At 50.6% G+C, this 24912-nt stretch carries 28 protein-coding genes and 1 riboswitch; of the genes, 14 read left to right on the plus strand and 14 right to left on the minus strand.

Going from position 1 to position 24912, the window contains the following annotated elements; all coding sequences use genetic code 11:
- Positions 1–563: 563 nt before the first annotated feature.
- A complete protein-coding gene (locus KB559_RS12210; RefSeq protein WP_211022220.1) occupies positions 564–1625 on the minus strand; it encodes a lactonase family protein in 1062 nt (353 codons plus the stop codon).
- Between the two features lie 249 nt (positions 1626–1874).
- Here KB559_RS12210 and KB559_RS12215 point away from each other — a divergent pair, with 249 nt between their 5' ends.
- A complete protein-coding gene (locus KB559_RS12215; RefSeq protein WP_211022221.1) occupies positions 1875–2375 on the plus strand; it encodes a CcdC family protein in 501 nt (166 codons plus the stop codon).
- On the opposite strand, the gene KB559_RS12220 is transcribed toward KB559_RS12215, so the two are convergent.
- The 4 genes from KB559_RS12220 to KB559_RS12235 form a co-directional block, all read right to left on the minus strand.
- Complete coding sequence (locus tag KB559_RS12220; RefSeq protein WP_211022222.1) at positions 2353–3831, minus strand: sensor domain-containing diguanylate cyclase; 1479 nt, start codon at positions 3829–3831, stop codon at positions 2353–2355. The two genes, KB559_RS12215 and KB559_RS12220, sit on opposite strands and share 23 nt — an antisense overlap.
- A gap of 194 nt (positions 3832–4025) precedes the next feature.
- Positions 4026–5156 (minus strand): ABC transporter permease, encoded by a 1131-nt coding sequence (locus tag KB559_RS12225; RefSeq protein ID WP_211022223.1) that lies wholly within the window; start codon positions 5154–5156, stop codon positions 4026–4028.
- Positions 5149–6327: an ABC transporter permease gene (locus KB559_RS12230; RefSeq protein ID WP_211022224.1), complete on the minus strand. Its 1179-nt coding sequence runs from the start codon at positions 6325–6327 to the stop codon at positions 5149–5151. The genes KB559_RS12225 and KB559_RS12230 overlap by 8 nt, the downstream gene beginning before the upstream one ends.
- Positions 6328–6339: 12 nt before the next feature.
- The gene (locus KB559_RS12235; protein ID WP_211022225.1) at positions 6340–7275 is read right to left on the minus strand and encodes an ABC transporter ATP-binding protein; all 936 of its coding nucleotides are present in this window, start codon (positions 7273–7275) and stop codon (positions 6340–6342) included.
- A 198-nt stretch (positions 7276–7473) separates the two neighbouring features.
- On the opposite strand from KB559_RS12235, the gene KB559_RS12240 reads away from it, so the two are divergent.
- Together KB559_RS12240 and KB559_RS12245 are read left to right on the plus strand one after the other, a co-directional pair.
- Positions 7474–8625, plus strand: a complete 1152-nt coding sequence (locus KB559_RS12240; RefSeq protein ID WP_211022226.1) for a sensor histidine kinase — start codon at positions 7474–7476, stop codon at positions 8623–8625.
- 32 nt (positions 8626–8657) lie between these two features.
- Entirely contained in the window at positions 8658–9320 is a 663-nt protein-coding gene (locus KB559_RS12245; protein WP_211022227.1) for a response regulator, read from the plus strand.
- A 106-nt stretch (positions 9321–9426) separates the two neighbouring features.
- Here the strand turns inward: KB559_RS12245 and KB559_RS12250 are convergent, their stop codons facing one another.
- Together KB559_RS12250 and KB559_RS12255 are read right to left on the minus strand one after the other, a co-directional pair.
- A complete protein-coding gene (locus KB559_RS12250) occupies positions 9427–9636 on the minus strand; it encodes a cold-shock protein (protein WP_211022228.1) in 210 nt (69 codons plus the stop codon).
- A gap of 129 nt (positions 9637–9765) precedes the next feature.
- Positions 9766–9966 carry a cold-shock protein gene (locus KB559_RS12255; RefSeq protein ID WP_009223993.1) on the minus strand — a complete coding sequence of 67 codons (201 nt, stop codon included), beginning with the start codon at positions 9964–9966 and terminating at the stop codon, positions 9766–9768.
- 230 nt (positions 9967–10196) lie between these two features.
- Positions 10197–10307, plus strand: a riboswitch (TPP riboswitch).
- Positions 10308–10488: 181 nt separating this feature from the next.
- Here KB559_RS12255 and KB559_RS12260 point away from each other — a divergent pair.
- From KB559_RS12260 to KB559_RS12275, 4 genes are all read left to right on the plus strand, one after another.
- Positions 10489–11499 carry an ABC transporter substrate-binding protein gene (locus KB559_RS12260; protein ID WP_211022523.1) on the plus strand — a complete coding sequence of 337 codons (1011 nt, stop codon included), beginning with the start codon at positions 10489–10491 and terminating at the stop codon, positions 11497–11499.
- 70 nt (positions 11500–11569) lie between these two features.
- Complete coding sequence (locus KB559_RS12265; protein WP_211022229.1) at positions 11570–11863, plus strand: thiamine-binding protein; 294 nt, start codon at positions 11570–11572, stop codon at positions 11861–11863.
- Positions 11860–12630 carry an ABC transporter permease gene (locus KB559_RS12270; protein WP_211022230.1) on the plus strand — a complete coding sequence of 257 codons (771 nt, stop codon included), beginning with the start codon at positions 11860–11862 and terminating at the stop codon, positions 12628–12630. Before KB559_RS12265 ends, KB559_RS12270 begins: the two co-directional genes overlap by 4 nt.
- A 17-nt stretch (positions 12631–12647) precedes the next feature.
- Complete coding sequence (locus KB559_RS12275) at positions 12648–13463, plus strand: ABC transporter ATP-binding protein (RefSeq protein ID WP_211022231.1); 816 nt, start codon at positions 12648–12650, stop codon at positions 13461–13463.
- A 54-nt stretch (positions 13464–13517) separates the two neighbouring features.
- Here the strand turns inward: KB559_RS12275 and KB559_RS12280 are convergent, their stop codons facing one another.
- A complete protein-coding gene (locus tag KB559_RS12280) occupies positions 13518–14132 on the minus strand; it encodes an HD-GYP domain-containing protein (protein WP_211022232.1) in 615 nt (204 codons plus the stop codon).
- Positions 14133–14324: 192 nt separating this feature from the next.
- On the opposite strand from KB559_RS12280, the gene KB559_RS12285 reads away from it, so the two are divergent.
- Both KB559_RS12285 and KB559_RS12290 read left to right on the plus strand, forming a co-directional pair.
- Complete coding sequence (locus KB559_RS12285; protein ID WP_211022233.1) at positions 14325–15158, plus strand: TatD family hydrolase; 834 nt, start codon at positions 14325–14327, stop codon at positions 15156–15158.
- A 763-nt stretch (positions 15159–15921) separates the two neighbouring features.
- Complete coding sequence (locus tag KB559_RS12290) at positions 15922–16515, plus strand: DUF2087 domain-containing protein (RefSeq protein WP_211022234.1); 594 nt, start codon at positions 15922–15924, stop codon at positions 16513–16515.
- 119 nt (positions 16516–16634) lie between these two features.
- On the opposite strand, the gene KB559_RS12295 is transcribed toward KB559_RS12290, so the two are convergent.
- From KB559_RS12295 to KB559_RS12305, 3 genes are all read right to left on the minus strand, one after another.
- Positions 16635–17393 (minus strand): carbohydrate-binding protein, encoded by a 759-nt coding sequence (locus KB559_RS12295; RefSeq protein ID WP_247681799.1) that lies wholly within the window; start codon positions 17391–17393, stop codon positions 16635–16637.
- A 439-nt stretch (positions 17394–17832) separates the two neighbouring features.
- Positions 17833–18576 (minus strand): oxygen-insensitive NADPH nitroreductase, encoded by a 744-nt coding sequence (gene nfsA, locus KB559_RS12300; protein WP_211022236.1) that lies wholly within the window; start codon positions 18574–18576, stop codon positions 17833–17835.
- Between the two features lie 263 nt (positions 18577–18839).
- Positions 18840–19460: a LysE/ArgO family amino acid transporter gene (locus KB559_RS12305; protein WP_211022524.1), complete on the minus strand. Its 621-nt coding sequence runs from the start codon at positions 19458–19460 to the stop codon at positions 18840–18842.
- A gap of 182 nt (positions 19461–19642) precedes the next feature.
- Between KB559_RS12305 and KB559_RS12310 the strand changes: the two genes are divergently transcribed.
- The 5 genes from KB559_RS12310 to KB559_RS12330 all read left to right on the plus strand — a co-directional run bounded on the left by KB559_RS12310 (position 19643) and on the right by KB559_RS12330 (position 23669).
- Positions 19643–21091 carry an aminotransferase-like domain-containing protein gene (locus KB559_RS12310; RefSeq protein ID WP_211022237.1) on the plus strand — a complete coding sequence of 483 codons (1449 nt, stop codon included), beginning with the start codon at positions 19643–19645 and terminating at the stop codon, positions 21089–21091.
- A gap of 140 nt (positions 21092–21231) precedes the next feature.
- A complete protein-coding gene (locus KB559_RS12315) occupies positions 21232–21834 on the plus strand; it encodes a hypothetical protein (protein WP_211022238.1) in 603 nt (200 codons plus the stop codon).
- Positions 21835–22016: 182 nt separating this feature from the next.
- Positions 22017–22871, plus strand: coding sequence for an SPFH domain-containing protein (locus tag KB559_RS12320; RefSeq protein WP_247681779.1), 855 nt, complete (start codon positions 22017–22019; stop codon positions 22869–22871).
- A 14-nt stretch (positions 22872–22885) separates the two neighbouring features.
- On the plus strand, positions 22886–23083 hold the full coding sequence (locus KB559_RS12325) for a type II toxin-antitoxin system antitoxin (RefSeq protein WP_211022239.1): 198 nt from the start codon (positions 22886–22888) through the stop codon (positions 23081–23083).
- The gene (locus KB559_RS12330) at positions 23070–23669 is read left to right on the plus strand and encodes a hypothetical protein (RefSeq protein ID WP_211022240.1); all 600 of its coding nucleotides are present in this window, start codon (positions 23070–23072) and stop codon (positions 23667–23669) included. Before KB559_RS12325 ends, KB559_RS12330 begins: the two co-directional genes overlap by 14 nt.
- Before the next feature lie 87 nt (positions 23670–23756).
- Here KB559_RS12330 and copZ read toward each other — a convergent pair whose 3' ends face one another.
- From copZ to qoxD, 3 genes are all read right to left on the minus strand, one after another.
- Positions 23757–23957: a copper chaperone CopZ gene (gene copZ, locus KB559_RS12335; protein WP_211022241.1), complete on the minus strand. Its 201-nt coding sequence runs from the start codon at positions 23955–23957 to the stop codon at positions 23757–23759.
- A 41-nt stretch (positions 23958–23998) separates the two neighbouring features.
- Positions 23999–24349 carry a metal-sensitive transcriptional regulator gene (locus tag KB559_RS12340; protein ID WP_244861460.1) on the minus strand — a complete coding sequence of 117 codons (351 nt, stop codon included), beginning with the start codon at positions 24347–24349 and terminating at the stop codon, positions 23999–24001.
- A gap of 278 nt (positions 24350–24627) precedes the next feature.
- Complete coding sequence (gene qoxD / locus KB559_RS12345) at positions 24628–24912, minus strand: cytochrome aa3 quinol oxidase subunit IV (protein ID WP_211022242.1); 285 nt, start codon at positions 24910–24912, stop codon at positions 24628–24630.

The raw sequence follows: 24912 nt of genomic DNA on the forward strand, positions 1-24912 counted from the left end.
GCTGCTTTTACTCTTCCGTAACCCCTATGCCCTCCCTGCTCCCCATCGTCCTCCCTCCTCCACACTCCTCCTCACCTGCTCTCTTATGCCTCTCATTGGATAAAATCCAACGAAACACTCATACTGAGGCTGTTTTTGGTATTTCATTGGATAAAATCCAATGAAACAAACGTGATTCGCCGAAGTCGGCTAATTACTTGGATTTTGATTGGATGTTATCCAATCAAAACCGAAGTCCGGCTTAAATAACGGTGTTTGGTTGGAAAATTTCCAACGAGCGATTATTCGATTATCCCAACCAGTAGCGATTACCCCTTCAACGAGTTAGTTAGTTCAAACAATTAGAACAAGCCACATACGCATAAGTGAAAATCAGCAGCAAAAAACCGCGGAGCCCCAGGCCCCGCGGTCATTCACATCCAAGTTTACTTAAACTTATCATTTCCTACTTCCAATTCACCAGCTTACTTTACACTTACCTTCATCTACTTCCAATCCACCAGTTTACTTCTCACCACTATCGCTTACTTCCCGTTCCCTTAGGCTTACTTAGCTTACCCAGCTTACTTCGTACTCCGAACCGGCTCTACGCAGGACGGCTGCTTGATGGCCAGCTCCATACCGGTCTCCGTCAGGCTTCCGGTGGCCGGGTCCCTACGGAACAGGACCACATTGTCGGTGAACTGGTTCGCAACGATTGCGAAGTCTTCCAATACGGCGAAGTTGCGCGGCCATTTGCCTCCGGTTCCGGTCCATTCCGGTTGGCTGAGGGTTCCGGCGGCCGGATCGACGGCAAACCGGACGATGCTGTCATGCCCCCGATTGGAGCCGTACAAGTACCGGCCATCGGCGCTAAGATGCACGTCAGCGGGATAGCTTTCACCCGCGAAATCTTCCGGAATTGTTGCAATATGCTGCAAAATCTCCAAATGTCCCTGAACCGGATTATACGCATAGACGGTAATCGTGTTGTTCAATTCATTGATTCCATAGGCATGCTGCCCGTTGGGATGAATCACAAAGTGACGCGGCCCGGCGCCCGGAGGAAGCTTCACTTCTCCCTGCGTCGTCAGCTTGCCGTCCTCCACCCGATAGTACACGATCTGATCGAGTCCGAGATCCGACACATACACAAATTTCCCGTCTTCACCCGGCACTACGCTATGCGCATGAGCCGCTTCCTGCCGGTCCTGGCGGAACCCTTGCCCAATATGCTGCACAAGCGCGGTCGTATCACTCAAAGCACCTTGCTCATCAAGCGCAAAGCGGCCCACATGTCCACTGGAGTAGTTGGCTGCCAGGAGGCTGCCGTCCGATGACAAGGAGAGATGGCAAGGATCCGCTCCCTGGGTCGGCAATGAATTCAATTGCTTCAATTTCCCACTCTCTGGTTCCACTTCATAACTGACAACCGCTCCTTCCGACTGCTCGCTAGCGGCATACAGTCTGGAAGCATCCTGATTCAGCACCAGGAAGGAAGGGTTTTTGATTCCTGACGTTCCGTGGATCAGACGCAGCGTTCCCGTCTTCGGATCCAATCCGCAAAGCCGGATTCCCTCGTCCTCCTCCGACGCATAAGTTCCTACATAAAACAACAGTTCCTCATTCCCGATCGATGCACTCATTTTATACCCCTCTCCCTTTCCGTACCCCGTCTTCCGTATCGCATTTTTTCAGCAGACGGTGGTTATCGGATAGCTTAATTTCATCAAAATAGGCAACAAGCCTGGGCTATTCATTTACTTTCCCCTTTAAGCGGCATTTTTGAAACAGCTCATGATACAGCAGGCTTAAGATTTTTTGCGCCGCAAGGATATGGTATAATGTTCTCGCTCGTCTATTAAAAGAATACAGCGTGAAAGGATCATCCGATTATGAATTTGATAGATACTTCTTATATGAAATGGATCGTTACGATCGGAGCCGCTTTGATGGCGATATCCGTGCTGATCGTCCGGCTGAAAGCCAGCCGTAGACCCGTGACGGTCAAAAAGATCATCATCCCGCCGCTCGGCATGGCAACGGGATTCGCCATGTTCATCGCGCCTGAGATGCACATTCCGCTTCTCTGGGCACTGATTGCCTTTGTCGTAGGATGGCTGCTATTCTCTTACCCGCTGATCAAGACTACGCATTTCGAAATCGTCGGCGAAGAGGTGTTTGCCAAGCGCTCTCCCGGCTTCGCCTTCATCCTCATCGGACTTCTGGTGCTCCGGCTCGCGCTGCATGAAGTGGTTGAGCAATATATCTCCGTGTTGCAGACAGGCTCCGTATTTTTCCTGCTGGCCTTTGGGATGATCTTACGCTGGAGACTGTTCATGCTGAAAGAATATCGGGCCATCACCGGCCTCACTAATCCGCCAGCCGGGGCTTAACCCCGGCTGTTTCGGGCTCTTTAACCCATCCCGTAACGACGCAGCGATTACGCCCCCCGTTCTTCGCTTCATATAAGCAATGGTCCGCCAAAGAAATGAACTCGTCCTCATCGATTCTTTGAAATGGCGGCAAACAGTATCCTCCGACACTAACCGTCACTTCCCGGGAAGCAGTAGAACCGACATGTTCGATCCCAAGGCCGGCTATCGTCAGCCTGATCCCTTCCGCCACTTCGTATGTACCGCGGGCATCCAGCCCGGACAAAAGGATGGCAAACTCCTCTCCTCCATATCTGGCAGCAAAACCGAAAAACGGCTTTACCTCACGAGAAATGCTCTGAGCGATCGTCTTCAGTACATAATCACCGCCCAAGTGCCCGTAATGGTCGTTATACGCTTTGAAACAGTCCACATCCAGAATCAATAACGAAAGCGGCGTGTGTCTCTCTTCGGGAGCTACGAGTTCCCAAGATATGATCTCATCCAATCGCCTTCGGTTTGAAATCTCCGTCAGCCCGTCGAGACTGGATAAACGCACAAGCTCCTCATTCGCCCTCTCCAATTGCTTCCCGGATTCCAACAGCTGTTTATGCTGGTCGGACAACCGGATAAATAGCCGGTTCACTTCGTTGACTACCGAGCACAGCACCACTGTTGCGGCGATGACCGAATTAATTCTGGCCAGATACCATCCCAAGCTGTAGCGCGTTCCCGCAAACAACGTCAGAAGAATGTCAAACAGAAGAGCCAGTAAGGCCACGGAAATCCAAAGATGCAGAACGCCGCGAGCCCGAAAACGAACCATGACCATAACAAGAGCCATTAAATTAACCACACCCACAGCAGGACCGACGCCGGTTTCAAGCACCCTCCAGTACCCTCTAGGTTCGATTAATGATGGGAACAGATGATTCCAACCCGTAGACAACTTGAACAATAAATAAACAACGGCAATAGTAAGAATAAGTCCTATCCCCGCATACATCGATATTTCGCTTTTCGAGGTCAGGGGTTTTGGATGTCGTTTCCCTACAAATAAATATAACAAAATCCCGGCCGGAAAGCCTCCGTGCCAATAAATCCACAGCCAGGCAGCCGTCTGACTGTCTGCGCCGAGCATGCCTTCCGCCGAAAAAATTCCCGGGAAGGTCAGAATGTGCAATGCAGTAATTAATCCCGTAAATAAATAAGTGCAAGACATAACGAGAAGGGACGGGACCCCGGAAGCCCTGTATTGGTTAAAAAGGATAAAGGCCGTAAGCAGATCGCCGAAAATAAACCAGGATATGAAGATCGGCAGAAAGGGCCCGAAGGCGGGAAGGTTTTTCATTCCGAATGGGAGCGCTGCCAGAGATATGACGATTATAAGCAGGGCAAGCAGCAGAGCGAATCTTCTCTGCCCCCGGTTGGAAGGAATGTCGAGAATCTGGGATCCCACCTTAAAATTACTATGCACGGGGATATCCCTCCTCTTGGTTGCAGTAGCATCGTTGTCCATATTAGTTCCAAGATATTAGATTTCACCCCTTGTTGCAATCCTTTTCTCCAAGTTAAATTCATACATTCTTTATTCAAAAAAAACAAAAAGGCTATCCGCCGACCCTTAAGCCTGCAGATAACCTTAAATTCAATACCTATACGGGAAAAAAATCAACTCACCTGAGTCTCGGCAGGCCGGAGAATCGACGAACCGATCGCCAGTAGAATTAATGCCATTAATCCCAGAATGGCCAGCGGCAGCGTCACACTGCCCATCCCCCCGCCAGCCGAGAGCTTCTCTACGGCTTCAATCGTCCATTTTTGCGGAACGAAGTTCGCGGCCTTCTGCATAAATTCGGGCATAAACGAAACCGGCCAGAAACAGCCCCCAAGCATACAGGTCGGCGTAATGATGAGACTGTTAAGCATGCCTGCATTTTGCGGATTCCGGATCAGACCCGCGACCGCGCTTGCGAGGCCCATTGCCACGAGCATAAAGGCACCCAGCACGATAAAATGCTGCAGTAACGGCACATCGTAATCATAACGCAGGACATAACCGCTGAATAATAGAACCAGCAAAATTTGCGTAATTCCTACGGCAAAGCTCCCGAGGAAATTGCCCAGCGTAATCTCCCAGGCCCGAACCGGGGCGCTGAATACCCGGGCCATCGTTCTGCGCCGGCGGTCCTCCAGTATTTTGCTTACCGAGCTGTTGACGAGCCCCATCAAGAACATAAGCGTAAAACCGGTCACGATATTCAATCCCGGTTTGGGATAAATCTGCATATCGTGCTTGACCGAGCTTACGGCATGCTTTCTCGTCTGCTCCAGCATCGTACCGAAAACCGCTTTGTCCCCGGCCAGCCCTGCGGTTGAAGCCATCCCCTGGGACAACTGCTGGAGCGTCAACCGGAGCGTGATCGACGCTTCGCTCATTTTCAGCTCATACATGCGTACAACCTTGGAGTTGCCGGACAAGATGCCATCCGTAAACCCGGACGGGATCACAAAACCGGCTTCGCCTTTGCTCCCGGTAATCTCCTTTTTCATAGCCTCTTCGGTTTCTATCTCTTTCAGCATGTAGTCCGGCTTCGCCCTCAATTCATCCAGCAAATGCGTGCTTGCTGTCCCGCCATCCTCATTCACGTATAGAATCCGTGCTTTACTGGACTCTTGCTGCCCCATCAAGGCAACCGCCAGGGTGATTACCACGCAAGGGAGCAGAATATGAAGGAGTGCCCCCTTTTTCGTGCCGGCGATCTGCCGGATCATATTCCAGGCAATCGTCAAACTATTCATATTGATATCCCGCCTTCCGGTACGAAATCATGCCAATCAGCAGTAGTACGCCACCGACGATGCTCAGCATCAGAATATGGTGTAAAATTTCTGACGGAGCCGCGTCCAGCATAATGCGCAATATCCCCTGCAGCGCCCAGTGATTTACGGTTCCTTCGCTCAGCTTCTGAATCAGATCTACCGGAATCGGCTGGAAGCCTCCGCTTAGGAAAGTCATCAGAATGATAATAAACTGCACGATCGCGTTCGCCGTGGTCTGAGACTTGCTTAAAAGAGAGACGGTAACGGCAAGCATCATAGAGCACAATACGACCAATACGCAAATCGCAAGCAGATACCCCGGATGGGCTCCCCATTTAACCCCGTACAACCAGGAGGTCCCAAAAATAATGACCGCGGCCTGCAGAAGCGTAACGATGCTGTTTCCGAATATTTTCCCTACAAAAATCTGCAGTGGACTAATCGGCATCGAACCCAACCGATATAACGTCTTTCCTTCGATTTCGCTGTTCAGGCTCTCGTTGACCATCAACCCGGAATAAAGCAGGAACATGATCAGCATGGAAGCCGCGTAATATTGAAAAGCCGAATACGAATCGCCCTTTTCGTTCAATGAAGCATTCTCGACATATGAAAAGGCTGCGTTGTTCTCCGCATCCGCCTGAGCCGGGATCGCCTTTTCCGGTCCTAATACGATAGCCGATGCCTGTATCCGGTTCACTTCGTCCAGGTAAGCGTCGAAAGTCATGGTGGCAACATGGTTTTTCAGATGGTCTTTCCCTAATATATATTCCCAGTGGGCAGGCTGCCCCATGTTGACATTGGCTTCGAAGCCTTCAGGGATTACTACGGCAAAGTCGATTTTTCCCGAGCGCAGGTCAGCTTCCGCTTGTTCCCGGCTAACCCCGCTGCGGGCTTCAATCGAAGATTTGATCTCCGGGCTATCTAGGAATTCCTGCAATCCGAAATCTCCAGCCGCTTCCCCCGCCGGCTTCACCAAGGTGACCACGGATTTATCCAGCTTGATATCCTCTCCGGAGTCAAACACGGCGGATAAGGCATTCCCCAAGATAAAGATTAGCAGGAGCGGGAGTAAAAACAGATTTAGCAACACTACCCTCGCCCGGATTAGCTTGCGGATTTCAAACCACAAAATCGTCCATAATTTCATCGTACCGTCCCCCTAATCCCGCAGCGTGCGCCCGGTCAGATTCAAGAAGAGCGTTTCCAGCGTAGGCTGCTCGCACACGACGGAATGGATGATGGCGTCATGCTTGGCGCAGATGTAGAGAATGTCCTGCAGATCGTTTTGGGACGAAGGCGTATACAGCTCCACATCGTTGCCCTCCTGCATAACCCGAGAGATCCGCGGATGCATCCGCAGTTCACCGATAACCTGATCGTTAATCCCAGTAGCCTTGATTTTGATTTTCTCCTCGTCGGCCACGCGTTCCCGCAGCTCTCCTTGGGTTCCGCACGCGATCACATGCCCCTGATCGACGATCGCCACCCGGTCGCAAATGGCGGACACTTCCTCCATATAATGACTTGTATAAATCACGGTGGACCCCAACCGGTTCAATTCCCGGACCGACTCCAGGATGTGATTACGGGACTGCGGGTCAATGCCAACAGTCGGTTCGTCCATAATGATCAGCTTGGGACGATGCATAATCGCGCAAGCGATATTCAGCCTTCGCTTCATGCCGCCGGAGAATGTCTTTGGCAATTCCTTTCCCCGATCCGCCAAGCCGACGAAGGCCAGCGATTCAGCGACGCGTTCCTTTAACTGCCGGCCTCGCAAGCCGTACAGCTTCCCGAAAAAGGCAACATTGTCGGCCACCGGCATTCCTTCGTATAACGCCAGATCCTGCGGCACAAGTCCGATTCTCCGCTTGACCTCGAGCACCTGCTCTTTAACGGAAATGCCGTCAACCCGAATTTCTCCCTGATCCATCCGCAGCAGCCCGACGATCATGTTGATCGCGGTGCTTTTGCCGGCCCCGTTCGGACCGAGCAGCCCGAAGATCTCCCCTTCTTCAATGGACAGATTCAAATGATCCACGGACAGTTTATCCCCATAACGTTTAATCACATCTTTCATCTCTACAAGAGCCATCGTTCTTCCCCGCCTTCCGTCTTCTTTTCCCAATTCCTGTATTCATTCTATCAAGATCCCTCCGCTTCCGAAGGTAGAGATGGTCATAACTTGCGGGTGACCATAGTCACCTCTTCTTGAAGAAAGGACTTTTACCGAAACGGTGTTGTGCTATAATGAATCCAGCTTTGCAGTACATAAGAAAAAAGGTTGGGGAATATGCCTAAACGAACCCTGCTGTCGCTGGCTTACGGAATCGCCCTGATTACCTGCTTCCTTCAGATTTACGAGCTCTCGCAACCCGGATACGGGCTGTATTTAATTCGGGTCTTATGCCTGTTGGGCCTCCTTGTGGCGGGCCAGATTTTTGTATTCGAAGCTCCGCTTGCGGTCCTTTCGGTCGTACAAATCATGTATATGGCCTGGTTCTGCAAGACTTATGGCGAATTGACCGATTTCGCTGCCGTCACTCCGGTGTTTCTATATATGCGGCTGCCGCACCCCTATTCCCGCTGGGTCTTATTCGGCTTTCACGTTGCCGCGCTTAACTATGCCGTTTACGGTCAGCCTCTCCCGTGGATTGCGGCCAGCAATCTTTTCCTTTTGATCACAGGGCTCCTTCTCGCTCTTCTCCGGAACTTCGCCACAAATAAACAATCGGCCGATACCCGGTACGACGATCTCCGCAAAAAGCATTACGAGCTGGATGAAACGAGAAACCGGCTGCTGCTTTTCACCAAGCAAGTGGAAGGAGCAGCGCAGGCGGAGGAACGAAACCGTATCTCCCGCCAGCTCCACGATGATGTAGGTCACCGTCTGATCCGGGCTAAAATGATGATGGAAGCGGCGCTTCAGATTATCCCGAAGGATCAGGACAAGGGAATGACTATGCTGCTGCAAATTCGCGATCAATTGACTTCCGGGCTGGACGAGATGAGAGCGGCGGTTCGGCGCATGAAGCTTCCCGAGGAAGTTTCGGGAATTCACGCCCTGGGACGCATGCTGGAAGAGGTCGGTCGGGAGACCGGGCTGCGGACCAATTTGACGGTGGAGGGAAATCCTTATGCCCTGTATCCGAGCCAGGAACTGATCCTGTACAAAAACGCCCGGGAAGCTGTCACCAATGCGCTGAAGCACGGACATCCCGAGTCCGTGAACATCGTCATCTCCTACAAAGATCGTGAAGTCTGCATGGCGGTTAGCAATGACGGCGCCCTGCCGGAGACGATGCCATCCGAGACGAAAGGCCTCGGGCTGACAGGTATGAAAGAGCGTTGCGCTTTGGCGGGCGGTCAGTTGGATATCTCTCTGAGCCCGTTCTTTACGATAACAACAAGACTGCCGGTTGTGCGGCATGAAGAGATAATATAATTCTCAATGGGGAGATCGGAGTGAAACGCCTTATGACGACAACGAATCTGACGGTTTTTATTGTGGACGACGACCCTTTCATCCGGGAGAGCCTGACCTTGTTGATCGGTCTGGATCCTGAAATCGAGGTGGCCGGTTCGGCCTCCAACGGAGCTGAGGCTGCTGAGATCATCGGGCGCGGGCCTTATCCGGATGTGGTGCTGATGGATATCCGCATGCCCGTCTGCGACGGGGTTGAAGGAACGAAGAAGATCAAAGCGTTGTCTGACGGCATTTCAGTACTGATACTGACGACCTTTGACGATGATGAATTTATTATTGAAGCGTTGCGGAATGGGGCCAGCGGATATTTACTCAAAAACATCCCTCCCGACCGGATCATTCAAGGTATCAAAACGGTACATAGCGGAAGCATGCTCATTCACCCGGATGTGGCGCGGAAATTGACGGGACTGTTGCGCCCCGCTCCTCCAGCTCCATCCGATGTCAAGCTGACCGAGGCGGGATTAACGACTGCGGAGCAAAATGTGGTTAGGCTGATTGCCGACGGCATGTCCAACAAGGAGATCGCCGGACAGTTGTTTTTAAGCGAGGGAACGGTCAAAAATTACGTCACCGATATTCTCGGCAAGCTCGGCGTCCGCGACCGGACGCAACTGGCCATCCTGTACTGGAAAACCAAGAGCGGGTCTTGATATTAGCGCTTAAAATTACATAAGAGTTCTATAAATTCAAAAAAGCTGCCCCCCTGTATTCCCCGGAGGCAGCTTTATTATGATTCATAGGCAAATCCGGACCGGTTTAACGGTCCACTTTCATGGAGTTGGTGTTGATAAGTTGCGGAAGCATCTTCGTTCCCTTCACCATTTCAGAGGAACACAGCGGACATACCGGAACATAGTCAAACGCAAAGTTATCCCTCATCCATCCGTTGCAATCCTCGCTCATGCAAGACCATACCGGCGTGTTCTCTTCAGGAATTTCTTCAATCGTTTTTTTACGGTAGTTCATGATTACCTCCTATAAAGTTCTTTTGCCCAAGCACCTCTATGAGTAACTAACCCCGGAAACCATCAACCGTATGCTTAAAAAAAACAAAAACTGCCCTTAACGCACGCGTTAAGAGCAGTTATGCCTGCATTACAGTTTTACGACGTTCTCGGCTTGCGGTCCGCGGTTGCCTTGAACAACGTTAAATTGTACACGTTGGCCTTCATCAAGCGTTTTGAAGCCTTCGCCTGTGATAGCGCTGAAATGAACGAATACGTCATTTCCGCCTTCAACTTCGATAAAGCCGAAGCCTTTCTCAGCGTTGAACCATTTTACTGTTCCTGTTTCCATGAAAGATTACCTCCTGTTTAAAGATTAACATGATCCTTTTTTACATAAAAAAATTCACATATTGAAAAAAGTTCATTTTAAAAATTGACACTCTTTTCAATATCTGAATATCACTTCTTAAAACTTCAATTGTTTTCATTATACTCTGCCGGAATGTAAAAAGCAAATCAAAACCAAGTTTGCTGGACAGAAAGTTGATGCCGGACTATAATGACTAGTGTAATCCGCAGTTTATAGTTCAGGGGAGCTGGAAATTGGCCGGCTGAGATTGTGTCCTCAAGACACTGACCCTTTAACCTGATCTGGGTAATGCCAGCGTAGGAAGAATGTTTAGCATGGAGCTTGTTTTTTCGTAGCCATGAACCTACGCGTCCCGATCCGGGGCGCTTTTTTTGTATCCGGATCCCAGAGGACGCTGCCGCCAACAGAGTGTTTTCAGGAATGCATTGAACGAGAAACTGCGGAAATTCCACATCCGAAAAGGAGAGAATTTCTGTGAAGCAAACAAAATGGACGCTGCTGATGCTGTGCGGACTTCTGATCGCGGCCTTGACGGCCTGCGGCCAAAGCGACGGCAAGGCAAACAAAGCGGCCGGAAACGAAGCAGCCTCATCCGGCAAGGAACCATCCAAATCCATGCAGGACGTTAAGATCGTCCTCGACTGGAGTCCCAACACGAACCACACCGGTCTTTATGTAGCCAAAGAACAGGGCTTTTATGAAGAAGAAGGACTGAACGTCGATATTCTCTTGCCAGGATCCGGCGGCGCAGACGCCATGGTAGCTTCCGGCGAAGTTCCCTTCGGCATCAGCTACCAGGAGGGCGTGACCCAGGGCCGCACTCAAGGCGTTCCGCTCGTTTCGATCGCCGCAGTCATTCAGCATAATACCTCGGGCTTTGCGGCTCCGGTAGACCGGGGCATCAAAACTCCTAAAGATTATGAAGGCAAAACCTATGGCGGCTGGGGCTCCCCTGTCGAGGAAGCGATCTTGAAATCGATTATGGACCAGACCGGGGCCGATGTCGGCAAAGTAAAATTCGTCAATATGGGCGAAGCCGATTATTTTACGGCGGTAAAACGGGATATCGATTTTGCCTGGATCTTTTATGCGTGGACGGGAATTGAAGCCGAATTGCGCGGCGAGCCGCTGGACATGCAATATGTTAAGGATTATACGGATAAACTGGATTATTATACCCCGGTTATCGTAACGAATGAAAAAACGGCCGCAAACGACCCTGAGCTGGTGAAGGCCTTTATGCGGGCCACTTCCAAGGGCTATGAGTACGCGATCGAGCATCCGGAGGAAGCCGCGGACATTCTGCTTAAGGCGGTTCCGGATTTGGACAAGGAACTGGTCCTGGCAAGCCAAAAATGGCTGAGCCCGAAATACCAGGATGACGCGGCCCGTTGGGGAGAACAGAAACGCGAAGTATGGCAGAACTACTCCGATTGGATGCATGAGCGGGGCTTGATCGAGAAAGAACTGGATACCGACAAGGCTTTTACCAACGAATTTCTGCCTGAGTAATATAAGAGGTTACTTTGAACTCGCACTATAAATGCCCTATTTTAAATAAAAGTCTGGAGGATGAACAATTATGCCAAACGCACTTCTCAGCATTCAAATCATTCCTAAAACACCGAACGGTGAAGACGTAATCCCTTATGTCGACCGCGCTATCGAGGTTATTCAAGCATCCGGCGTCAAGTATCAGGTCAATCCGCTGGAAACGACAATGGAAGGCGATCTGGAAGAACTTCTGGCCATCGTCAAGCAAATGAATGAAGCGGTAACGGAATTCGGCAGCAAGGGGATCATCTCGCAAATTAAAATCTCTTACAATCCGCAAGGCGTCAGCATGGACAAGCTGACCGAGAAATATCGTCCATGAAGCTCCGCCGACTCTGGAACAGCATATGGCCGCCCTTAGTGGCGGTCATCTTGCTTTTGGCCGTTTGGCAGGCGGCAACCTCCATTTTTCAAATTGAAAAATGGATCCTCCCCAGCCCCTCCGATATCGTCAGGGAGGCCACGGGCGGCGCGGCCGGCCTCTGGAAGCATACGATGGCTACGCTGCGGCTTATGCTGTTAGGCTTCGCCATCGGTACCGGAACCGGGCTTCTGGTAGCTTTTTCGCTTCATTATATTCCGTTCCTGAAATCGTCGCTTTATCCGTTGATCATCCTTAGTCAGAATATACCTACGATCGCGCTCGCTCCTCTGCTCATGATCTGGTTCGGATTCGGCATTCTTCCGAAGATTATCGTGATCACCCTGGTCTGCTTTTTTCCGGTGGCCGTCGCGGCCATGGACGGGCTGACCCGTACCGACCGCGTCATGCTGGATTATATGAGAATGGCGGGCGCGTCCAAAGGCCAGATATTCCGTAAACTTGAGGTGCCCCATGCTCTCCCTTCCATCCTATCCGGCGTCAAAATTGCAGCCACATACAGTGTCATGGGGGCCGTGATCGCCGAATGGATCGGAGCGGATAAAGGCATCGGATATTACATGATGCTGCAGAAATCATCTTTTCGCACGGACAAAATATTCGTGGCCATCACCATCATAGTAACCATCAGCCTTGCCATGTTTGCGCTGATCGCCCTGTTGGAAAAATGGCTGGTCCGTTATAAACCTCTGAAGGAAGACAAATAAAAAGGGGGCTTTCGCCAATGATGAATACCGAAAAATCCGCCTCCGTCTCGGGTACCGATACCGCCGCGCTGGAGATTCAGGGAATCAGCCTTGCTTTTCGTAAACGGCGCCAGCAGCTGCCGGTGCTGAACGACATTTCTTTGACCGTGCCAGTTGGAAAATTCGTTTCTATCATCGGTCCCTCCGGCTGCGGAAAGAGCACGCTATTCCATGTGATCGGGGGCCTGCTGGAGCCGGACCAAGGGGTCGTGCGCATGGGCGGGCGGGAAGTAACGGGTCAGCGCGGGCTTATCAGCTATGTACCGCAAAAACCGGCCCTGTTCCCTTGGCGGAATACGCTGGACAATGTACTGCTCGCCCGGGAAATTTCGGGTGACGCCAACGAAGCGGCCCGTGCGGAAGCCCGGGAGTGGCTGGTCCGGGCTGGTCTCGGCGGCTTCGAGAAGTCCTACCCGCACATGCTGTCGGGCGGCATGCAGCAGCGGGCTTCCTTCCTGCGCGGACTGCTCGCTCCGCAGGAAGTGATATGCCTCGACGAGCCGTTCAGCTCCCTGGACGAGCTGACGCGCAGCGATATGCAGCGCTGGCTGCTCGATCTGTGGGAAACAAGCCGGCGGTCCGTGCTTCTGATCACGCACAGTGTAGATGAAGCGCTGTTGCTATCCGATACGATCTATTTATTCTCCGGCCGTCCGGCTTCCGTGCTCCACCGGGTGGATGTGCCATTTGCCCGGCCCCGGAGTGAAGGCGTTATGGAGGACCCCGGATTCCTGGAGCTTAAACGCGAAATAAGCGCGCGAATGAAGGAAGAACAAAGTAACAAGCCAATCTGAGAGACGGTTTCCTCCGCCTCTTCGGATTGGCTTGTTACTTAAGCGTTCTCATTTTTACAAGGAGTAAATCTCCAACGTTTCTTCGGATAAGCCCATCATCGCATGAACGACATCCGGATCAAACTGGGTGCCTGCATGCCGGATTAGTTCCAGCCTGGCTTCGCTCAGCTTAAGTCTCCGGCGGTAGAGCTGGTTCGACGTCATCGAATCGAACGCGTCAATGACAGCACAGATACGTGCTCCCAGCGGAATTTCCTCTCCGGCAAGCCCGTCAGGATACCCTCTTCCGTCCCAGCGTTCATGGTGGTGCTTTACGATTTGCACAATTTCCGGACCGAATCCCGGATTGCTCTCCGCCATCGCTGCACCGATCACAGGATGCTGCTTAAGCGCTTCCCATTGAGCATGAGTCAACGGCTCACGCTGGGTAATCACTTCCCTCGGAATGAAGGTCTTCCCGATGTCGTGCAGGAAGCAACCTCTGACCAACTGCCCGGTCTCCCGTTCCGGCAATTTCAGCGGTACCGCTATCTTCTCAGCCAACATGGCGACTCTTGTCGAGTGGTAATAAATTTCCGGATGTTTGTCCAGCAGCGCCTTTAGCCATTTTCCGGCGTCCGGGTCCTGGTCCAATTTCAGTTGTTCTATGTATATAGTTGAAGCAGCCACCGGTCCTACCCCCTAATGCCCAAGTCTGACTTGTTTAGCTCTGTAATTCCAAAAATGTGGTAGTTTTGTAATGGAACTCTTTAACATTATAGGCCAAAAGTTAGAATTATGCATAGGTAAAAGTGACGAATTTTGATGAAAAAAGTAAAATAACCGAACTATCATCTTCCAGCATAGGAGTGAAATTAATTAATGGATTCTTTATTTTACGCCGCATCGGGGCCCCGCTCCGATGATCGCTTCCCTTTTATCGACGCTCATATCCATCTTGACCTTTACGAGGAGGCTGTCCAACATCGGCTTATTAAAGAAGCAGCCGAACTGGGAGCTGCGGCTTTGATAGGCGTGTCCATGGATCTGGCCTCTTCCCGGAAAAACCTCGAGCTCTCCGAACAATATCCGGGGCTTGTGATCCCCGCCTTCGGCTATCATCCGGAACAACCGGTCCCGTCGCCTACTGAAACGGAGGCTTTGTTGTCATGGATCGAGGAGAACGCCTCAAGCATGGCTGCCGTAGGTGAAATCGGCTTGCCTTATTACTCGCGATTGGAAGCGGAGGAACGGGGCGAAGCATTTGACCTTTCCCCGTATATCGAGTTACTCGAGCAGCTTCTACAGCTTGCGGGCAGACTTGGCAAACCCGTTGTGCTTCATGCCGTCTACGACGATGCGGACCTGGTGTGCGATCTACTGGATCGCCATGGGATTGAGAAGGCACACTTTCATTGGTTCAAGGGCCCGGAACATACAGTGCGCCGCATGGCTGAGCGCGGATATTTCGTCTCGTTCACGCCGGATTTGCTGTACGAGCCGGAGATCATGGATTTGGCGCGATATTACCCCGCCGAGCTCGTCATGGCGGAGACCGACGGTCCCTGGCCGTTCGAAGGACCGTTTACCGGTCAGCCTACGCACCCCGGCATGGTTCGTGAGGTGGCCGCGGCATGGGCTCGTCTGCATGGGATAACGGAGGCAGAGGGATCCCGTATCCTGTTTAATAACACACGGCGATTCTACGGGATATAGTGGCAGCTACGCTGCCGCAGTTTGTTGAAGGTTTAAAAAAGTGGGGGTTGGCCATTCTTGGGAATCGCTTCTTCTTCGGGGCCCTTAGTTTGTTTTAACGGACACAGCGGACCTTAACAGCTAAAAATCGGGGATTTTGATCGGCTAACGGACATGAGAGACGCTATTCTCCTTATTTAGGCTGCAATGTGCCAGATTTGGCCTAATTAAGGTCTCTGGTGTCCGTTAGAATTAAAATTAATGAAATTATGGCCAATTAAGGTCCCTCATGTCCGTTAGAGTTCGGCGGCTTAGCACACTTGGGGCACTTGGAGCACTTGGAGCACTTGGAGCACTTGGGGCACTTGGGGCACACAGCACACTTAGCTCACTGGGCTTACTTACCGCACTTACCGCACTCACCTCACTTACCTCACTTACCTCACTTACCTCACTTACCACACTTACCGCACTTACTGCTCTTACCACACTTACCACACTTACCACACTTACCGCACTTACCATACTTACCACATTTACCACACTTACCACATTTACCGCTCTTACCTCACTTACCTCACTTATCTCACTTGCCACGAATAGCCCACTTCGATCAAACTCTCGATTAAGCACCGCCATGCCGGAAATGGCAACCTTCCTATCAACAAATTAGCGTTCCCCTTCCCCCGACAGATCCTATTGACAACGAACTTCGCTCATGAAATAATTTGGTAACCATCTAATTAGTCTGTTATCAAATTTCAATATAAGGAGGGACCTCCCCATGCAGCTTGATAAAATCGTCCAGTTTCATAAAACAATCGGCGACGTCACCCGCATCCGGATCATCGCTTTGCTCAAGAACGGCCCGCTTCACGGCCAAGCGCTGGCCGGGAAACTGGGCGTCTCGCCTCCAACGATCACCCACCACATGGCGAAACTGCGCGAGACCGACCTGATTTACGAACGCCGGGACAAAAACACGATCTACTTTTATCTGAATGAAAAGAGTCTTGCCCTGCAAGCTCAAGCCATATTGAACATCGGAGTTAACAACGAGTCGGAGCCCGGTAATGATAATCTTGCGGCGAGTGAGAAAGCCTTGGAGAAAATGACGGTCATCCGTAACTTTTTCACCAAGGACGGCATGCTGAAGCACTTGCCTGCACAGCTCAAGAAAAAACGGTTTGTCCTCGAGCATCTAGTGCAAGGTTTGGAGCCGCATAAGAAATACACCGAGAAGGAAATCAACGAGTACATTAAAAAATACCACGAGGATTTTGCCACGATCCGCCGCGAATTCATTATGCATCATTATATGTACCGGGAAAACGGGATCTATGAATTAAATCCGCCGGAGCTGTGGGGCCGGTCCTGATCGCCCGTGAGTGCTGAGGCAACGGAAACAGGGTGTCCGTCATTATTTACGACGAAAAGGATCACAGAGCGGAGTAGCAAGCTCTTCGTGATCCTCCTCCTAATGTATTTTTCTATAACTTAGTGTACCTCGTAATTATGACCGTAGTTATTATCCCTATACGTTTGCCCGCCAGTTGTATAGGAAATTGCATATTTAACATTCCAAGCTCCCGGAACGTCGAAACTATATTTCCAGCCTTCCACACTATTCAAATTATTCAAGCGGCCGACATATGTGGCGTAGCCTTCATGAATCGTTGCCCAGTTATCCGTGGTATAAACAATCTTTACTGTTTTCGCCGGATTCAGGTTTTTCACATAGATATTGCCGCTGAATGTTCCATTATTCAGATTACTATCGGCGTTAAGCACATTTGGTTTCCCCAAAATGATGGATGTTAGAGGGTATGAATTATTCACTTCATTGTAATAATTCTCTGACCCGTTGTTATCCCAATAGGTCTGGTTATTCACTTCATATTTAATAGCGAATTTTATGAATTTCAGATTCTTCAACTCGGAATGATCTGCAGTAGAACCATTTGTGGAAATGCTGAAATGCCATTTCTCATGGCTTGCATCCGTCGGCCCGACATAATAAGCACTCGCATCATACCAGGTTGTGTTATCTGTTGTGTAGTGGACAGTCACTGTCTTTACGGGTCCCAGATTCGCCACCTCGATATTGCCGCTGAATCCGACATATCCAGGTTTATAAATAACACTGATGTCCGAATCGATAAGCTTGACCTCATCACTGCCGGCAAATGCCGATTCTGCAAAAGATACACCAAAAATCAGAGTAAACATCATTAATCCAGCAAATAGTTTCTTCATTGCTTTCACAGTTTTCTCTCCTCTAATTTAGTTTTTTGCACCGCGGTCAAACGATATACAAACATAGATAGATAAATCCTATGCTTTATTTTTCTCCTATCCTCCCTTCCTTGAACTCTTTCGGAAAATAAATGTAATTTCACGTATGTAAATTATTTCCTTATAATACAATAAACCCCTCGTCCATCCGGATAAATAGTTAAGAAGTAGCATTTATTAATTTTGGTTAAGCGGTTTACAGGTAGGGGTCTTATCGCTTCCCCTGTTCGGCCTAGCCGGTGGATTGCCGCTACTTAATGGGAATGGAATTCACTGCTTGTTATCCTGCAACCAACTTCAAGACGCGGGGTTGCGAAGAATACCCGGCAGCACCACAAAAAAAGGCTACCGTATAGGCAGCCTTCCTTTGTTCTTAACCTTGATCTTGACAGCAACTAAATTATTTCAATCCGAACCCGCGCCGCTGCAAAAACTCCCGCATATGAAGCCGGGCCGGCTGGGCTAGCTTCTCCGCCATCAGCACGGACCAAGGCGTATCCTTCGCCCCGCCGGTCCGCTCCCGCAAGTATTTCACCATGGTGTCATCGTATTGCTCCACGCCGCGTTCCGAGCGTTCACGGTCATACTCGTTCCAATGCAGCACCGCTTCCTGCGGCAGCCGCGGCCGTAGGCCCGGCTCCTGATCGGGATAGCCGACGCACATCCCGAACACGGGATACGCCAGTTCAGGGAGGGCGAGCAGTTCGGCGACTTCCTCGCACCGGTTGCGGATCCCGCCAATGTATACGATGCCTAGCCCGAGCGACTCTGCGGCAACCGCCGCATTCTGAGCGGCCAAAGCTGCATCGACTGTAGCGACGATGAAATTCTCCGTCGTATCCTCATAGGTCTCCCGCTCCGGCAAATGCCGTCCGGCTGCGGATTTTAGCCGGGATAAATCCCCGCACCAGACCAGGAATACGGGACATTCCGCGATGTAGCTCTGATGGCCGCACAGCTCCTCCAACTTGTCCTTCCGTGCCTGATCAGTTACCGCGATCACACTGTACGCCTGAACATTGCTTGAGCTGGATGCTGCTTGGGCGGCCCCAACGATGGCTTCTATCTGCTCCCGGGTGACCGGCTGTGCGTTGTATTTTCGGATGGAGCGGTGATTCTTAAGCTGATTAATGACCTCATTCATTCCGACTTCACTCCCAAACCCCATAATTTGCTTGCATCGCTTGTTTAACATAGGTTTCCAAAAAGCCCTTCCGGATATCCCTATACCTCTGACATCCCTACGTTATTCAACGAATCCCTTAATATAAGTAACCTATTATTAGTATGAAACCTTCAACATCGGTACGCAAGGCCGTATGATTACTACAAAGCTAAGGGGTTTAGGCGGTTAGCAAATTCTTATTAGATGGCACTTATGTCATACATTCGGCCGGCAACACTTAATTACGAACTCCAAACGGTTCCTTTAAGCAACATAAATATCGCCATCACCCATACGACAACTGCTGAAACCTGATTCATCCGCCTCAAAAGTACTCCGCTGCGGCTCACTCGGCCAACGATTCTCCCGGCTAGCGAGAGTGCGAAGAACCAAATCCACGATGTGAGGATGACCGCCAGCGTAAATCCCGTCTTGTCATTCCCTTCATAGCTCAAAGAGCTTGCCCCGATTACTCCAATGGTGTCCATAATGGCGTGCGGGTTCAACAAAGAGACCGACATGGCGAACATAACCTGTTTTTTGGCCGTAAGGCCCGCCGTTTCCTCCATGCCTTTCACCGGAGTGCTTTTCCAAATCGACCATCCCATGTAAATCATAAAACCCGCTCCAGCGGTGAAAAGAATCAACTTGAGCCATTCCAACGTGAATACAATGACCGATACACCCAGTACCGCCAGCAGAATAAGAACGGTATCGCATAGAGCCGCCGTAATGACGGCTGGCCAGGCACGGGTCCATTTCCCTCCGGCCGCCCCTTGATTTAAAATAAATATATTTTGTACGCCGAGCGGCAATATTAATCCGAAGGCCAATACCAAGCCGTGAATAAAAGCAATTCCCATCATCTCTTTTTCTCCTCTTTCTCTCATCAATAAAAGTTTTATAGCCTGATCAGAATTCTATTTTAACGTCAAGTTGCAAACTTGGCTCCATCCATTTGGCTGGATATAAAACCAACCAAACAAATCATTTGATATATAATGCTAAGAGACAAGTCTTAACACTTCCCAAGGAGAACTATACCGTGGAAAAACCATTGTGGCGGCCCGACCGCAACTCACCGATACCCTTGCATCTGCAAATCACCGAATACCTCCGGGACAAAATCGCCGGCGGTGAATGGACGGTCGGCACGCGCCTTCCTTCCCAGCGCAGTCTGGCTGAGAGCTTCGGCGTAAACCGAAGCACCGTTGTTGCTGCCCTTGGAGAACTCGCCGCGGCCGGCATGATCGAAGGCGGGCGAGGCGGCGGCACCAAAGTCGTGAATCACACCTGGGGCGTATTGGCCTCCACCCCTCCGCCCGACTGGAACGCTTATGTCAGTGCCGGGATACATTATCCCAATTTGCCGGCCGTCCAGGAAATCAACCGATCCGAGTTCCACCCAGGCTTGCTGCGCCTGGGAACTGGAGAACTTTCTCCGGAGCTGCTTCCCCGGGAGGAAATGAGCCGGCTCCTGCGTCGCATGGCCGACCATGTCCCCGATTTGGGCTACGGGGAACCGAATGGCGACCTCTTCCTGCGCGAATTACTTGCTTCCCGGATGAATAGCCAAGGTATTAAGGCCTCACCGGAATGTATTCTGATCGTGTCCGGCGCGCTTCAGGCGCTCCAACTGATCTCAGTCGGACTGCTGCAGCGGGGATCGACCGTACTCTTGGAACGGCCGTCCTATCTATATTCGGTACCTGTATTTCAATCGGCCGGAATGAAGCTCCAAGGAGTACCGATGGACGAAGAAGGGCTGCGTCCCGAGCTCGTAGGCCCTTATGCCAAGCAATACGGAGGCGCGCTGCTTTACACGATTCCCACCTTTCACAACCCGACCGGTATCGTCATGAGCCAGCAACGCCGTAATCGGCTCCTTGAGGTGTGTCAAAAGGCTGGATTACCTATCCTTGAAGATGACGTTTACCGGGATCTATGGCTTGACGAACCCCCACCCGCTCCTCTGAAGGCAGGGGACTCCAGCGGTGTTGTGCTATACATGAGCAGCCTGTCCAAAACGTTAAGCCCGGGGCTTCGTATCGGCTGGATTACCGGACCGCAGCCCGTCATCGAGCGACTGGCCGACATCAAGATGCAAAGCGATTACGGTTCCAGCGCTTTCTCGCAGCGGTTGGCAGCGGAGTGTCTGTCAAGCGGCATGTACGAGGCCCATATGGAAAGCCTGCGGACAAAGCTGCGACTACGGAGACAAGCTGCGTTGGACTCTCTGCAAAGACATTTCGGCGAGGGTTTGGCCGAATGGAGCATTCCCAATGGGGGGTTCTATATCTGGCTAAAGCTGAATCGGACCGCTGCACCAAGAAAGCTGTTCGATGCCGCACTGAAACAGGGAATCCTGATCAATCCGGGCCATCTATATGACCCGGAAGCAGGCAACCGGATAAGAATTTCTTATGCCTATGCTTCCTTGGATGAATTGGAATCCGGCCTCGCCCGTATGGCGGAGATTGTCGCTTCATTGTAGGATTTGGCGTTAATGCCTGCCATCGGCCGATTTTTCCGGGAATAAAGTCTTATTTTGGGCTCCTTTCGCCCTGGTTTGGCGGCTGCGGGGAAACTTATGCTTTTTCCGTAACGTCTATATGCTTGAAAGGGGGTTATCTCATGAGGGTCAAACCAATCGCGGTAGTTCTGCTAGCTTCATCCCTTCTGCTGATGAGCGCTTGCGGCAGCGATAATGACGGCGGATCCGCCACGCATGCCGAATCCGGAAACACCGCGCTAACAAACGGCCAGGAGATAATCAACAAAGAGAATTTCACCGACGTGTCCGTCAATCCGGACGAGTCTCAAGAGCAGCCGGACGGGACGGCCGGACAGCTGTACAGCCTCGCTTTTCAGGCCATGTTTTCCTTTGATGAAGGTTTGAACGGAAATATGGAATACATCGCTTTGGACTTAAGCGAGCTGACGCAACTCACGGATCAGGACAAGTCGTATATCCTCGATTCCTTTGCGGACTATGAAGTGACGGTGCGGGATGCGACTTTCGAGGAGCTGGCGCAGGAAGAGGAGAACTTCGAGGATAGCATGTCGCTGTCCGGCGTACTCCTTCAGGTCAAAAAGGTCGATGTCGGCGAGGATTCCGCCGTGATCGAAGGCTCAAAGTACCGGTCCGGTAAAGGAGCAGTAGGAACTAAAATTACATTGAAACTGGAAGACGGAACATGGAACGTGACCGATTCAAGTATGACGTGGATCAGTTAAAGCCGATTCAGTAAAGGCATAAAAAAAGGAAGCACGCGGACTTAAGATCATCGGTCTGCCTGCTTCTTTTTTATTTCGTTGTGTTTCGCTGCCGCAATTCATTCAAGTTAGTTTACAATATATTGCAAAAGTGATATCATATAAATATCAAATTAATATTCCTTACGAAGGAGTGCTTAGGCATGATCAAAGAAAAAGAACTTACGTATATGAACGGCTTTGTGGCCCTGCTATTCATTCTGGCGATTACGGGGGCCGGCGTGTACCTCATTACGCTTGAGGACGTCCTCCCGCTTATCGCAGGCATAGCGGCTTGTATTGTAGCCTTCGTGCTGCTCACCGGATTAACGATCGTGCAGCCGAATCAGTCTAATGTCGTTACTTTCTTCGGGCGTTATGTCGGCGTCATCCGCAAGAGCGGGTTCTACCTCGCAGTCCCTTTTTCCACCCGCAGAAGAGTGTCCCTGCGCGTTCGCAACTTCAACAGCGCCAAGCTGAAGGTAAATGATGTCGGCGGGAATCCGATCGAGATCGCTGCTGTCGTTGTTTTCTCGGTGGTCGATTCGGCCAAAGCACTGTTCGAAGTGGATGAGTACGAAACGTTCGTTGAAATTCAAAGCGAGACCGCTTTGCGCCATGTAGCAAGCAAATATCCGTACGATCAACCGGACACCACCGGCTTCTCGCTTCGCGCCAATACGGAAGAGATCGCATTGGAACTGACTGAAGAATTGCAGAAGCGCCTTGAGATTGCAGGCGTCAAAGTTATAGAATCCCGCCTGACCCATTTGGCTTACTCGACCGAAATCGCCAGCGCAATGCTGCAGCGCCAGCAGGCCGAAGCCATCATTGCCGCCCGGGAGAAAATCGTCGACGGCGCGGTTACCATGGTTCAAATGGCGATTGCCCGTCTGCAAAACGACAATGTGCTTGAACTGGATGACGAACGGAAAGCTGCCATGATTAACAACCTGCTCGTTGCCGTCGTATCCGACCGTTCCGCCCAGCCGGTCATTAATACGAGCAGCTTGTATTAAGGGGCCTCATTTATATGGCCGGAAAAAAGAGCTTTCCGCTGCGCCTGGACCCGACCCTTTACGCCGCTTTGGAGCGCTGGGCAGCTGATGAGTTCCGAAGCGTAAACGGTCATATTGAATTTCTGCTCCGGGAAGCTTTACGTAAAGAGGGCCGTCTCCCTTCTCCAAGCAAGATGGCCGTCAAGGAGGATAAGAACGATGCAGACCACTAAGAAGATCCGCAAGCCATGGTGGGTATCGAAATCGACCGCCCTTCTGCAGGAGTTCGCGCATACTTCAAAAGGAGCCTACGCTCCATCGTCATTCAAAGGCTGGAAATACACGGGTCAGCATGTAACAATTCCATTGGCTCAAGGATTGGGAACGATTGTAGTTACTGTTACGGATTCCAACTCTGATTCGTCGGGCCAGTTAGCTGTCAGTATGAAATTCAGCTATTCTCCCCGGCGTAAATTGGAATTCCATTTGCGCAAGGTGAAACGGCCTCTCTTTCTGCCTTTTCATCCGCAACTTCGTCCCGTCACCTTGCCCAATTCGGCCATGAATAAGGCGTTCCATGCCAAAGCCTCCCATCCGAGTCTGCTTCGTTCCCTTCTTAAACAGGATGGATTGTATGAGGCGCTTGAAAGTCAGCCTGGCTCCTATATAAGGCTTCAGCTTAAGGATCATAAAGCGGTTCTACGATTATCCGAAGACAGCAAAAAACTGGACACCCACTCCTTGGAAAGAGGCGTCAAGCTGATGAAGCATTTTATCGCCGGGCTTCACGAACAAGGCTTTATCCGTGAGAAAATATAAAATAAAAAACAGGGGCCGGTTCCATAACCGGCCCCTGTTTCTCTATACATACTAGGGGTATATTTAAGACGACAGAATGCATCTGACTTAGACTACATCATACCCCTGATCTTCGATCGCTTCTTTAATAGCATCCACAGTCAGTTTACTTTCGTCGTAGGACACCTCAACACTTTTTGCCGAAAGATCCACTTTGGCCGATGCGCCAAGTTCCTTCATAGCTCCCTCGATCGAATTAACACAATGATTGCACGACATACCTTCCACTTGCAAAGTCACATTAGACATTCTATATTCCTCCTAATAAATTTATTTATTGGGTAATTTATTTATTTCATTAATTTATTCACCGTGATCAGCAGTTCGTCTACGACTTCCATTTCGCCCGCCTGAATACGTTCAATAACGCAGCTCTTCATATGTCCTTCCAGAAGCAGCTTGCCTACGCTGTTCAATGCCGATTGGACCGCCGCGATCTGATTCAGGACATCATCACAGTAAGTATCCTTCTCAATCATGCCTTTGATTCCGCGAATTTGCCCTTCGATCCGGTTAAGCCGACTTGTCAGATTGCCCTTGACCGCTGCCGAGTGATGACTGTGTCGCCCGTGAGCGTCACTCTCGCAACAGTTGTCCGCAGCATCGTGATTCGTATTCTTAGGCTCAAGTTCAGCAGCCATTCTTCTCCTCCTCTCACCCGCCTGCAATCCACAGACCGGCGTCCATTGGTTTACCTTACAAGTCCATTATATTATACCCCTAAGGGGTATGTAAAGTACTTTTAGAACTTTTTGCTCCAGTCTAGCATTGGCTCTGGTTCCAGGTAATTATTCATCCTATAGGGAGTCATGGCAATCTCTTTAACTTTTAAAGAATCCATAATACAAAAAAGCCGCAGCCTCCTTATAAAGAGACTACGGCTTTAATTATATTCCTACATCCCTTAACGGGCCTTTTCTTACTGGTAACCCCAGATCATCGTGAACAGTGTACCGAATACGGTCACCAGGCCGACGAACAATGCGTAAGCGATATTCGTATACAACGCCTTTTTGGAGCCATCCTCACCGATGTGCATAAACAGGATAAGCTGTACTCCCATTTGGATGACCGCACTTACGAGGAGAATACTCATTCCAGCAGCTACCGACAAATCGAAGAAAACAACGGATAAGGCAACAATGGACAGGATCAATGAGAACAAATATCCCATGACGTGTTTAACAGGGAATAGTTTTTTCAT

The sequence above is a fragment of the Paenibacillus sp. Marseille-P2973 genome, assembly GCF_018101095.1.
GTDB lineage: Bacteria > Bacillota > Bacilli > Paenibacillales > Paenibacillaceae > Fontibacillus > Fontibacillus vini.

Bases quoted from the DNA above. Each gene is read 5' to 3' on its own strand.
- KB559_RS12330 (WP_211022240.1), top strand. From the start codon at position 23,070: ATGCAGACCACTAAGAAGATCCGCAAGCCATGGTGGGTATCGAAATCG.
- KB559_RS12235 (WP_211022225.1), bottom strand. From the start codon at position 7,275: ATGGCTCTTGTAGAGATGAAAGATGTGATTAAACGTTATGGGGATAAA.
- KB559_RS12325 (WP_211022239.1), top strand. From the start codon at position 22,886: ATGGCCGGAAAAAAGAGCTTTCCGCTGCGCCTGGACCCGACCCTTTAC.
- KB559_RS12315 (WP_211022238.1), top strand. From the start codon at position 21,232: ATGAGGGTCAAACCAATCGCGGTAGTTCTGCTAGCTTCATCCCTTCTG.
- KB559_RS12215 (WP_211022221.1), top strand. From the start codon at position 1,875: ATGAATTTGATAGATACTTCTTATATGAAATGGATCGTTACGATCGGA.
- KB559_RS12230 (WP_211022224.1), bottom strand. From the start codon at position 6,327: ATGAAATTATGGACGATTTTGTGGTTTGAAATCCGCAAGCTAATCCGG.
- KB559_RS12340 (WP_244861460.1), bottom strand. From the start codon at position 24,349: ATGGCTGCTGAACTTGAGCCTAAGAATACGAATCACGATGCTGCGGAC.
- KB559_RS12285 (WP_211022233.1), top strand. From the start codon at position 14,325: ATGGATTCTTTATTTTACGCCGCATCGGGGCCCCGCTCCGATGATCGC.
- KB559_RS12270 (WP_211022230.1), top strand. From the start codon at position 11,860: ATGAAGCTCCGCCGACTCTGGAACAGCATATGGCCGCCCTTAGTGGCG.
- nfsA (WP_211022236.1), bottom strand. From the start codon at position 18,576: ATGAATGAGGTCATTAATCAGCTTAAGAATCACCGCTCCATCCGAAAA.
- KB559_RS12255 (WP_009223993.1), bottom strand. From the start codon at position 9,966: ATGGAAACAGGAACAGTAAAATGGTTCAACGCTGAGAAAGGCTTCGGC.
- KB559_RS12225 (WP_211022223.1), bottom strand. From the start codon at position 5,156: ATGAATAGTTTGACGATTGCCTGGAATATGATCCGGCAGATCGCCGGC.
- KB559_RS12210 (WP_211022220.1), bottom strand. From the start codon at position 1,625: ATGAGTGCATCGATCGGGAATGAGGAACTGTTGTTTTATGTAGGAACT.
- KB559_RS12305 (WP_211022524.1), bottom strand. From the start codon at position 19,460: ATGGGAATTGCTTTTATTCACGGCTTGGTATTGGCCTTCGGATTAATA.
- KB559_RS12290 (WP_211022234.1), top strand. From the start codon at position 15,922: ATGCAGCTTGATAAAATCGTCCAGTTTCATAAAACAATCGGCGACGTC.
- KB559_RS12250 (WP_211022228.1), bottom strand. From the start codon at position 9,636: ATGAACTACCGTAAAAAAACGATTGAAGAAATTCCTGAAGAGAACACG.
- KB559_RS12275 (WP_211022231.1), top strand. From the start codon at position 12,648: ATGATGAATACCGAAAAATCCGCCTCCGTCTCGGGTACCGATACCGCC.
- KB559_RS12265 (WP_211022229.1), top strand. From the start codon at position 11,570: ATGCCAAACGCACTTCTCAGCATTCAAATCATTCCTAAAACACCGAAC.
- KB559_RS12295 (WP_247681799.1), bottom strand. From the start codon at position 17,393: ATGAAGAAACTATTTGCTGGATTAATGATGTTTACTCTGATTTTTGGT.
- KB559_RS12245 (WP_211022227.1), top strand. From the start codon at position 8,658: ATGACGACAACGAATCTGACGGTTTTTATTGTGGACGACGACCCTTTC.
- KB559_RS12320 (WP_247681779.1), top strand. From the start codon at position 22,017: ATGATCAAAGAAAAAGAACTTACGTATATGAACGGCTTTGTGGCCCTG.
- qoxD (WP_211022242.1), bottom strand. From the start codon at position 24,912: ATGAAAAAACTATTCCCTGTTAAACACGTCATGGGATATTTGTTCTCA.
- KB559_RS12240 (WP_211022226.1), top strand. From the start codon at position 7,474: ATGCCTAAACGAACCCTGCTGTCGCTGGCTTACGGAATCGCCCTGATT.
- KB559_RS12260 (WP_211022523.1), top strand. From the start codon at position 10,489: ATGCTGTGCGGACTTCTGATCGCGGCCTTGACGGCCTGCGGCCAAAGC.
- copZ (WP_211022241.1), bottom strand. From the start codon at position 23,957: ATGTCTAATGTGACTTTGCAAGTGGAAGGTATGTCGTGCAATCATTGT.